This is a genomic window from Pseudomonas sp. SH10-3B, from assembly GCF_019891415.1.
Taxonomy (GTDB): Bacteria; Pseudomonadota; Gammaproteobacteria; order Pseudomonadales; family Pseudomonadaceae; genus Aquipseudomonas.
This window is the reverse complement of the sequence record NZ_JAFLXD010000040.1, coordinates 49,216-58,373: the sequence shown is the minus strand read 5'-3', so window position 1 is coordinate 58,373 and position 9,158 is coordinate 49,216. Positions and strand designations below refer to the sequence as shown.

The 9,158-nt window shown below is 57.4% G+C and carries 9 protein-coding genes; 3 read left to right on the top strand and 6 right to left on the bottom strand.

What is annotated here, in order from left to right; all coding sequences use genetic code 11:
• The 3 genes from J1G35_RS24145 to J1G35_RS24135 form a co-directional block, all read right to left on the bottom strand.
• A partial coding sequence (locus J1G35_RS24145) for a hypothetical protein (protein ID WP_223016200.1) occupies window positions 1-236 on the bottom strand: 236 nt, incomplete at its 3' end.
• Between the two features lie 198 nt (window positions 237-434).
• The gene (locus J1G35_RS24140) at window positions 435-1,916 is read right to left on the bottom strand and encodes a methyl-accepting chemotaxis protein (protein WP_223016199.1); all 1,482 of its coding nucleotides are present in this window, start codon (window positions 1,914-1,916) and stop codon (window positions 435-437) included.
• Between the two features lie 96 nt (window positions 1,917-2,012).
• A complete protein-coding gene (locus J1G35_RS24135; protein WP_223016198.1) occupies window positions 2,013-2,819 on the bottom strand; it encodes a TatD family hydrolase in 807 nt (268 codons plus the stop codon).
• Between the two features lie 236 nt (window positions 2,820-3,055).
• Between J1G35_RS24135 and J1G35_RS24130 the strand changes: the two genes are divergently transcribed.
• The 3 genes from J1G35_RS24130 (at window position 3,056) to J1G35_RS24120 (ending at window position 5,584) form a co-directional block, all read left to right on the top strand.
• On the top strand, window positions 3,056-4,477 hold the full coding sequence (locus tag J1G35_RS24130; protein ID WP_053130730.1) for a transglycosylase SLT domain-containing protein: 1,422 nt from the start codon (window positions 3,056-3,058) through the stop codon (window positions 4,475-4,477).
• A 103-nt stretch (window positions 4,478-4,580) separates the two neighbouring features.
• Complete coding sequence (locus J1G35_RS24125) at window positions 4,581-5,015, top strand: DoxX family protein (protein WP_017529401.1); 435 nt, start codon at window positions 4,581-4,583, stop codon at window positions 5,013-5,015.
• Window positions 5,016-5,275: 260 nt separating this feature from the next.
• On the top strand, window positions 5,276-5,584 hold the full coding sequence (locus J1G35_RS24120; protein ID WP_223016197.1) for a class I SAM-dependent methyltransferase: 309 nt from the start codon (window positions 5,276-5,278) through the stop codon (window positions 5,582-5,584).
• A 4-nt stretch (window positions 5,585-5,588) separates the two neighbouring features.
• Here J1G35_RS24120 and J1G35_RS24115 read toward each other — a convergent pair whose 3' ends face one another.
• The 3 genes from J1G35_RS24115 to J1G35_RS24105 are packed head-to-tail and all read right to left on the bottom strand — an operon-like array spanning window position 5,589 to window position 9,028.
• Entirely contained in the window at window positions 5,589-7,364 is a 1,776-nt protein-coding gene (locus J1G35_RS24115; protein ID WP_223016196.1) for a Gldg family protein, read from the bottom strand.
• 15 nt (window positions 7,365-7,379) lie between these two features.
• Window positions 7,380-8,105, bottom strand: coding sequence for a heme exporter protein CcmB (locus J1G35_RS24110; protein ID WP_053130721.1), 726 nt, complete (start codon window positions 8,103-8,105; stop codon window positions 7,380-7,382).
• Window positions 8,102-9,028 carry an ABC transporter ATP-binding protein gene (locus J1G35_RS24105; RefSeq protein WP_223016195.1) on the bottom strand — a complete coding sequence of 309 codons (927 nt, stop codon included), beginning with the start codon at window positions 9,026-9,028 and terminating at the stop codon, window positions 8,102-8,104. Before J1G35_RS24105 ends, J1G35_RS24110 begins: the two co-directional genes overlap by 4 nt.
• Window positions 9,029-9,158 lie beyond the last annotated feature (130 nt).

Here is a 9,158-nt window from a genome sequence, read left to right as displayed (position 1 = left end):
GCTTTGCACATAGCGACCGTTTTACTGGGGGCTTTAGAAGAAACCGGCGCCACCAGCGCCACCTCATCCCCCACCTTGAATACTTGCTCAACCTCCAGCGCCGAAACGCTCCAGAAGCTTTCGGCCCACTCATCAAAGGTATTCAGGCAACCGCGCAAGTCACGAAAGACGCGCTCAACGTCCGGCGCCTTGGCGTCCATGGGGGCCAGGACAAAGCTGGCAATGACGGGAATCAAGAGGCAGCCCCGACAACCAGGGCATTAACGGGTAGGTGCATCGGCGGTCCCTCGCACTGAATGATCAGGCGAGAGACTCTGGAGAGGTTCGTCAGGTAAAGAAGTCGGCGCTATTCGCCAGGACGGCTAGGAGGGTTCGCCAAAACTTCGGGTAAACGGGGAGTCGATCGTAGGAGTCGGATTACAGGTGGAGAAGCCCTACAGCTTCAGTTGCCCAATCGCCTTGCTCAACTCCCCAGCCAACGTCGCCAGCTCATTGCTGGTGGTCGCCGAATCCACCGTCTGTTGCACGGTGTTCTCGGTCACATCGCGTATGCTCACCACCGCACGGTTCATTTCTTCGGCTACATGGCTTTGCTGTTCGGCGGCGACGGCGATCTGGGTGTTACTTTCACGCATTTGCGCCACGGCGCTGGTGATTTCGGCGAGTGCCGTGCCGGCTTCCAGGGCTTGTTGTACGCAGTCGTCGGCCTTGAACGAGCTCTCCTGCATGAAGTCCACCGCGTCGCGGGTGCCGGCTTGCAACGCGGCGACCATGCGGGTGATTTCGTCGGTGGAGTTTTGCACGCGTTTGGCCAGGTTGCGCACTTCGTCGGCGACCACGGCAAACCCACGGCCCATTTCCCCGGCACGGGCGGCTTCGATAGCGGCGTTGAGGGCGAGCAGGTTGGTCTGCTCGGCGATGCTGTGGATGACGCTGACCACACTGTTGATTTTCTGGCTGTCCTCGGCCAGTTTCTGGATCATTTCGGCGGTCTGTTGCACGCCAGAAGACAGGCCGGCGATTGAGTGTTGTACGCGGGTGACCACTTCCTGACCGCTGCCAGCGAGGGTGTCGGCGGTCTGGGACAAGTCGCGGGTGGCGCCGGCATGTTGGGCGATGTGGTAGACGGTGGCGGTCATTTCGTTGATGGCGGTGGCGGCCTGGTCGGTCTCGCTTTGCTGACCAAGCATGCCGTGCTGCACCTCGTTCATGCTGCTGGCCAAACGAGCAGCGCCTTCGTCGAGTCGTCTTGCGGTGAGCGCCACGGTGTTGACCACCCGCTGGTAGCCCGCTTGCATGGCATTGAAGGCGCTGGCCATCTGGCCGACTTCATCCTTGCAGGCCAATGGCACACGGGCCGACAGGTCGCCGGTTTTTTCCACATGCAGCATCACGTCCTTGAGGGTGTTGAGCTGGCTGAGCAGAAAGCGGATCAGCAGTTGCGACGCACAGAGCATCGCCAGCATCAGGATCAGCACCGCCACGGCATAGTTGGCGAAGCGTTCGCTGAATACCTGGCTCAGGCTGGGGGCGTGGGCGAGCACGGCAATGTATTGCCCATCAGGGCGGGCGATCACTTCAGCACCCATCAGTGTGTTTTCGCCAAACAGCGGCATGTGGTTGAGTTCGACCCAACCCGTGGTGGTGCTCAGGGCTGACAGATCCTTATCGGCAAGCTGTGGGACTTGGCCGCGGGCAAATGTCAGCCAGTGCTCGCTCTTGGGCAGGGCTTTGTCGGCCGGCCAGGCACCGAGCAATTGCGCTTGGGCTTGTGCCGAGGCCTGGGACGCATGGCTGCGCGATTGCTGCTCGAGATGCACGGCGTACAGCACCAGCAGCAGGGTGGTGATAAAGGCGACCGCGTTGACGGCCCAGAATTTGTATTTCAGCGAGATATTGCTAAGCCAGGCACCCATGGAAGGTCTTCTCTGATAGCGGAAACAGCATTGGCAAGGTGCCATTATTGTGCCGCTACTCAGGAAGCTGGTTTTGACATGGGTCAATGCGCCGCATCAATCCACCGCAGGCAGCCCAAAAAACGTGCGCGCACAGGCGGTGCTGTGTCGAGCCAGGTCCTCTACCGTTTCGTTGCGATGCAGCGCGACTTCGCGCAGCACTTCGGTCAGGTAGGCCGGTTCGTTGCGGCCGTTTTTTGGCTTGGGGCGCAGGGTGCGTGGCAGCAAGTAGGGCGCGTCGCTCTCCAGCATCAGACGACCACGGGGAATTTCCCTGACCAACGGGTGCAGGTGCGTCCCACGGCGTTCATCACAGATCCAGCCGGTGATGCCGATGTGCAAGTCGAGGTCGAGGTAGCTGAACAGGGCCGACTGTTCGCCGGTGAAGCAATGCACCACGGCGGCGGTGAGATGGTCGCGGTAGCCTTTAAGGATCTCCAGCAGGCGCTGGTTGGCGTCGCGCTCGTGGAGAAACACCGGCAGTTTCAGCTCAACCGCCAGAGCCAAGTGCTCTTCGAGGACTTTTTCCTGTTGCGGGCGCGGAGAGAAATCCCGATTGAAATCCAGGCCGCATTCGCCCACCGCACGTATGCGGCTTTCGTTGAGTAAACCGCGCAGACGCTTGGCGCTATCGCCGTTCCAATCGCTGGCGGAGTGGGGGTGGATGCCGGCTGTGCTGAACAGGCGTTGGCCGCTGTCATCGAGGTTTACGCACAGCTCCAAGGCCTGTTCGCTGCCGTCGACGCTGGTGCCGGTGAGCACCAATTGTTGCACCCCGGCAGCATAGGCGCGGTCGAGAACGGCCTGGTGCTTCTCGTCGAAACTGGGGTTGGTCAGGTTGACGCCGATATCAATGAGTTGCATGGTGCTATCTCCGCCTGCGGCCGGAAAGCATATCAGAGCTGTAGATTTATAAGAAAAACTAAGAACTACAATGAGTTATAGCTGTCTTTGAACGTCGCAAGTGACATCGTGGTTGGCCGTGAAGCTGACGCTGTGCCACCGTTGCGCGCTTTGCCAGCGCATAAAGCGCTCTGTTTCTGACCCCCAACCTTTCGTTTTTCGCGAGGGCGTTGGCCAGTATTCTTTCCGGAGAGCGGATGATCCGACCCTCGGCGTTGCTTATGTTGTGCCTGACGCTACTGCTGCCCATGGCGGCGGTCGCACGTCTGGACGGGCCGCTGGAAGTGACCAAGCCCGGTAAGGTGCGCGACCTGGCGGAGATTCGGTCGAGTCGCACCCTGCGTGTATTGGTCAACCAGAGCCGTAACAGTTCCGGCGAGGTCCAGGGCCAGGCCATCGGTGTCGAATACCATCGCCTGCGTGCATTCGAGCAATACCTCAATGGCCACGCCCGTGATGGCCAGGAAATCAACCTCAAGATCATCCCTAAGGCCAAGGACCAACTGCTCGGCGCACTGGCTCGTGGTGAGGGCGATCTGGTGGCCCCCGGTGAATTGCTGGATGTGAAGGCCGCGCACAAGATCAGCACCAGCGATCCGATCGCCAGCGGTGTGCCGTTATGGCTGGTGGGGGTGAAGGGTGAGCGGCGGTTTACCAAGCTGGAGCAACTGTCCGGACGTACCCTCGCGCTGACCACCGGCAGCGCGGCGGCGGATGCCATCAGCCAGGTCAATCAGAAGCTGGCCTTGCACAAACAGCCGCCGGTCAAGGTGGAATGGGTTGACCCGACCCTGGCGGTGGAGGATGTGCTGGAGATGGTCCAGGCGGGTATTTTTCATCTGACTATTGTCGAGAAACCGATTGCTGAGCGCTGGTCGAAGATCCTGCCCAAGTTGCGCTTCGACAAGCAGGTGGCAATCAGCGAACCGGGCGACGAGTACTGGTTTGTGCGCCAGGACGCCTCGATGCTGCGGGCCAGTATTGATCGATTTCTCAAGACCTATCGCACGCCGTCCGACCAGGACGTGGCATTCCAGCGCATCTATCGACGCCTCTACCAGGTGCGCAACCCGCTGGCCCGAGCCGACCGCCAGCGCCTGGAAAAACTGCGCCCGGTATTACAAAAACACGCCCGTGAGCAGGGTATGGACTGGCTGAACCTCGCGGCGCTGGCGTTCAAGGAGTCGGCTTTCGAGCCGGGTGCGCGCAGCAGCGGTGGCCCTACCGGCCTGATGCAGATCACCCCCTCGGCGGCGCAGCGGGTGGGCGTCAACAACATCGAGAGTCTCGACAGTAATGTGCAGGCGGGCGCGCGTTACCTGGCGTTGATCCGTCGCAAATTCTTCGCCAGCCCCAAGCTCAATGAGCGCGAACGCATGGCCTTCGTATTGGCCGCGTACAATATGGGGCCGGAGCGGGTGCAGGGCATGCGCACCGAGGCCAAGCGCCGGGGCCTGAATCCCAACCAATGGTTCTTCCAGGTGGAGCGCATTGCCATGGAGCAGGTGGGAATGGGGGGTGTCAGCTATGTTAATAGCGTCAACAAGTACTACTTGGCGTTCGATCGGGAGCGAGAGTCCCTGGAACCGCCAGCGCCGAAAATCGCCTCACGGAAGTAATCGATTTTTTCGATATTAATCAGGCATTTTTTCGGCTTTTATCATTGTTTAAACTGATTAATATAGCGGCCAACCAACCCCTACTTCGAAAAGGATTCACCCCATGAGCCCAATGATCAAAAGCCTACTGTCCACCCGTGCCGGCTACGGCCTGACCATCCTGCGCATTGTGGTCGGCATCATCTTCGCTGCCCATGGTTCGCAAAAACTATTCGGCTGGTTTGGCGGTTATGGCCTGGCGGGTACAGCCCAGTGGATGGAAAGCATCGGCCTGGCGCCGGGTACCTTGATGGCGCTGCTGTCGGGTGGCACCGAGTTTTTTGCCGGCCTGGCGCTGATTATCGGTTTGCTGGTACGCCCGGCTGCATTGGGTCTGACCATTCTGTCGCTGGTGGCGATCTTCTCGGTGCATATCCATAACGGCCTGTTCATGGCCAACAACGGTTATGAGTTCGCACTGGCCCTGCTGGGCGGCTCCCTGGCGGTGTTGCTGGAAGGTGCTGGCAAGCTGTCGGCTGACCGCGCCATCGCCAACTGACGACTCTGCAAAACCCTGAAAAGGCCCGCCATGCGCGGGCCTTTTCGTTGCTCAGGATTCTTGACATGGGCCCTCCGGCTTCTCTAGGATGCTGCTCATGCGCCGATTTAAACAGCTAATTGCGGGGCGCCACGGGGTCTCAATGCGACCCGACAGAAGCCTGATCTCCCCTGAGGAGGTCACTTCGAAATACCGCTAAAGCGCTGGTTCGGTGTTGCCTCTCACCTGCCCGCAGACTTTTGAGGCAGAGACACGACACAATGAATGCACTACGCCCCCTGATACGCCTGGCTCCGATCACTGCGGACCTCACTCAGCGCAATCCAAAAATCCTCCTTGGCGGCAAGCATCAGCCGACGCTCCTGCGTTATCTGGACGGCTGGCCACGTCGCAGCGGGCGGCCCTCGGCATTCTTGATTCAGTTTGTTGAAGACGGCGATTCTCTCGCTCGTTTTGCGAATAACAGCTTCGATCTGGCAGTTATTCAGGCCCCCAGCGCTGATAACGCGCAGGAAGTCATTCGACAATTGACCCGCATTGCCAGGCAGGGATTGATTGCCCGGCGCTGAACGCTCAGTGGAGCACGACGTCCGCTTGCAATCGACGCCGGCGATTACCCAGGAAAACCAACCACGCAACCAGGCATAGCATCAGCGGAATCGCCAAGGTCACGACCATTTTTATAGTGAACTCCAGGCGATCTACCTGCGCGTACGCCTCGGCCTTCAGTGCATGTAATTCCATTGGCAAGCGCAGGCGTTCCTTGTTGAGAGCCACCAGTTGGGTCGAAGTGTCCACTGCCTGGGAGCCAAGGGAGACCGCTGTCGGGCTCAACATTTGCCATTCCTGCTCCGTTCGCAGCAGGCGCTTTTCCAATTCAATCGCCTTCTGACCGTAGGCCTGTAAGGCGCTATTGCGCATCCGGTCCAGCACATTCGGCGGTCTGTCCGCCGGCGCGCGTGGGCGAATATTGGTCAGTGCGTCGTCGGCGGACAAGTTATCCAGTGTATTCAAGATAAACAACGTGTTGCTGTCGGCCGCTGAGCTGTTGACTTGATCCGTGAGTAAATCAGTGTCGGCAACCACCACCACATGGATCTGCGCCTCGTTTTGCAAACCTGCTGGCTTCCCTTCAACGCCGTCGGGGAATATCGAATAGGCCGGCCCTTCTATACGGGCTGCAATCACCTGGCTTTGCGCTTGATTGGAGGCATCATTGCTCATGGAGTCGAACTCGGTTGCTGAGACCAACTGGTTGGTTTCCAGCAACTCGGATTGCCCAGAGCTTTGCAGAAGAGGGGTGAACGTCGTGCGACCTTTTGGGCGGCGAATGAGCACGCCGCTGCTCGACACCGTCACAGTATTCAGTTTCCAGGTGCTGATATCGTGTGTGCTCATTGCCTGCCGAGGCAGGTTCAACCTACCCGGATACGGCGCTTTGAGATTCCCAGGCTCTGGTACCTGCGACGCCGCGTAGCGGTGGTCGATCAGAAACTTGTCCGTTGGCATCTGTATACCCCACGCTGCAAGCAGCTCAGGCAGTCGGGTATTGCTGTCGGTGGAGGTATTGGTTTTGGCTTTGGTGGAGGTGAGGTTCGATTTTTGCTCGCTTACCGGGTCGATAAATACCATTAATCTACCGCCCCTCAGTACAAATTGTTCAATCTCATACAGTGATTGCTCAGGCAGCGCCTGAGGTTGCACGACCATGAGCGTTTTGACCTGTTCAGGAACACGCTGGGTGGCCGCTCCCAGATCGACCAGGTTGAAATGTCGCTGCAGTTCCTTCAGCAACCGGCTGGCAGACTCTCCCATGGCCAGCCCCGAAAGCAGTCCGACAACAGGGCGCTCCGGACGCTGCAATTTATAGATCAGATGGCCGATTTCATATTCGAGCAAGGTCTCCCGGTCCAGGCTGAATGATTCGATGCGTTGTGCTCTGTGGCCGGCTCGGGTGCCGACCAGACCCAGGAACCCCTCATGGTCGTCGAGACCGAAAAGCCTGGCTTTGTAGGCGTCTTCTGAAAAAGGTAAGGGATCGACAAGGTGCAGGTTGATCATGCCCTTCGCGGCCTTTTCGTACTCCAGCAACCGGTCTTCGATGCGTTTGCCATAGCGTTTCAAGGCGTAGCTTCGTTTTGGATCGTTGTTGGCATTGAAGTAATACAAGTCCAGAGGGTGTTGCAGTGACACGAGTAGCTGACGTACTTGAGGAGATAGGGAATTGGTTTTCTCTGGTGAAAAGTCCCATCGGATATCAGGAAGTTTGCCTACCCAAACTAAATTGAACGCCAGGAATAGTAACCAGATGACAGTGAGTGTCATACCGGTGCGCAGAGCAGGTCGCATGGATGGCTTTCCTTCTCAGCTGTATTTGTAGTTGAGAGTAACTGTCGTCGCGGCGAGAAAGGCTAAGATCATGCTAATGAAGTAGAGCGTGTCACGAAGCGTGAACTTTCCATTGTCGATGGCGCTGTACCTCGAAAAAGGGCTGAGGGACACAAGGCTGTCTACTGCCCAGAGGGGAACCTGATGCTCAAGTGCGTCGAGCAAGTAAGACAGTCCGCTGATGATGAGCATCAAGCCCACTGTCAGTATGAAAAGGGCATTACGCTGACGCACCAACGTGAAAATAAAAAAGCCGACAGATAAATAACTGCCTGCCAGCAGCCAGCTCGACATGAATTGTGAGGCAATGACGCCGTTTTCCGCCCCACCCAAGTAGTTCGCAGTAATGACCAGCGGGAAGGTCAACAACAGGCCGATGCCCGCCACGACCCAGGCTGCTAAGAATTTGCCAAAAACCCATTCAAACGTCGTGATGGGTAATGTTTTCATCAGTTCGAGAAAGCCGGCGTTGGACTCGTCCGACCAGAGTTGTGCCGCCAATACAGAGATCAATAACAAATAGAGCCAGGGATGTAACTGGAAGAAAATCTGCATGTTGCTGCTGTCTTCTTCCGGCCAAGGACTCATGTGCAACCCCAATGCCACAGACAGTACTGAAAAAATCGCAATGCTCAGGTAGGTGCCGGGCGTACGGGCATAGTGGTTGAGCTGACGCTTGAAAATGACGGGCAGCAGTTTCAAAGGGGGGCCTCTCGGCTCAGATAGTGAACTACGTCGCTCAACCGACCGGGCTCCACGTTCAACGAGTTGATTTTCCAGCGACGATTGGCAATGAGCGTATTGATGTGGGGGTAGATGGTGTGCCCCGGCATGGCCAGAACGGTCACCGTACCGGGTGCATGCAGATGCTCTTCAATGCCCGCCACCCCAGGCAGCACGGCGAGAGCCAGCAGATCCAAGGGGGCATCGGCACGGAGGGTGACTGCCTGGAAGTGTCGGGAGTCGCGTTGTAGATCAGCCATTGGGGTATCTGCCACCAGGCGATCGCCTGCGATAACCAGTGCGCGCGTACAGAGTTCGGACAATTCATCGCAGTGGCGGGAAGCCACGATCACGGTCATTTCTTGTGTCAGCGACTGGATGAGCGTCCTGAGCTTTTGTTTTTGATCAGGTGCGAGCCCCTCGGTCGGTTCATCCAGTAATAGCAAGGCCGGGGTATGCAAAATGGCCTGGGCGATGGCGACTTTGCGCTTCAAGCCGATGGAGAGCGCGTCGAGGGGAGTGTTGAGGACTGGCAGCAGTTCCAGGCGTGTGGTGGCCTGTTCCACCTGAGTGCGTATTGCCGTGCCGCAGAGTCCGCGAATGGTTGCGATGTAGGCGAGGAACTCTTTAACCAACATCGTCGGATGACTGACACCGCTCTGAAGTTGGTAGCCGATGAGTTTTTTTGCTTTAAGTGGGTGGGTTCTAGTGTTGATACCCTGAATCTTGATAAGCCCCTCGGAAGGAACGGTCGAGCCCGCTATTACATCGAGAAGTGCTGTTTTAACTGTAGGATTTTCTCCGAATAGCCCCAGGCATTCCTTTTTGTTTGCACTAAATGAAAAATCACTGATTATTTTTTTCTTATCCAAGTGTTTTGTCAGGTTGATTACTTCGATCATTTAGTTTTATGTGGTGTAGGGGGTGAGGTTAAAAAGGGTACGAGTAATAGCTGTTTTTGGGAACGCCGATCAGCGTTAATAGGAAAAGTCCTACGTGCGTGCCAGGTATATCGCTGAAACAATTGTTTCG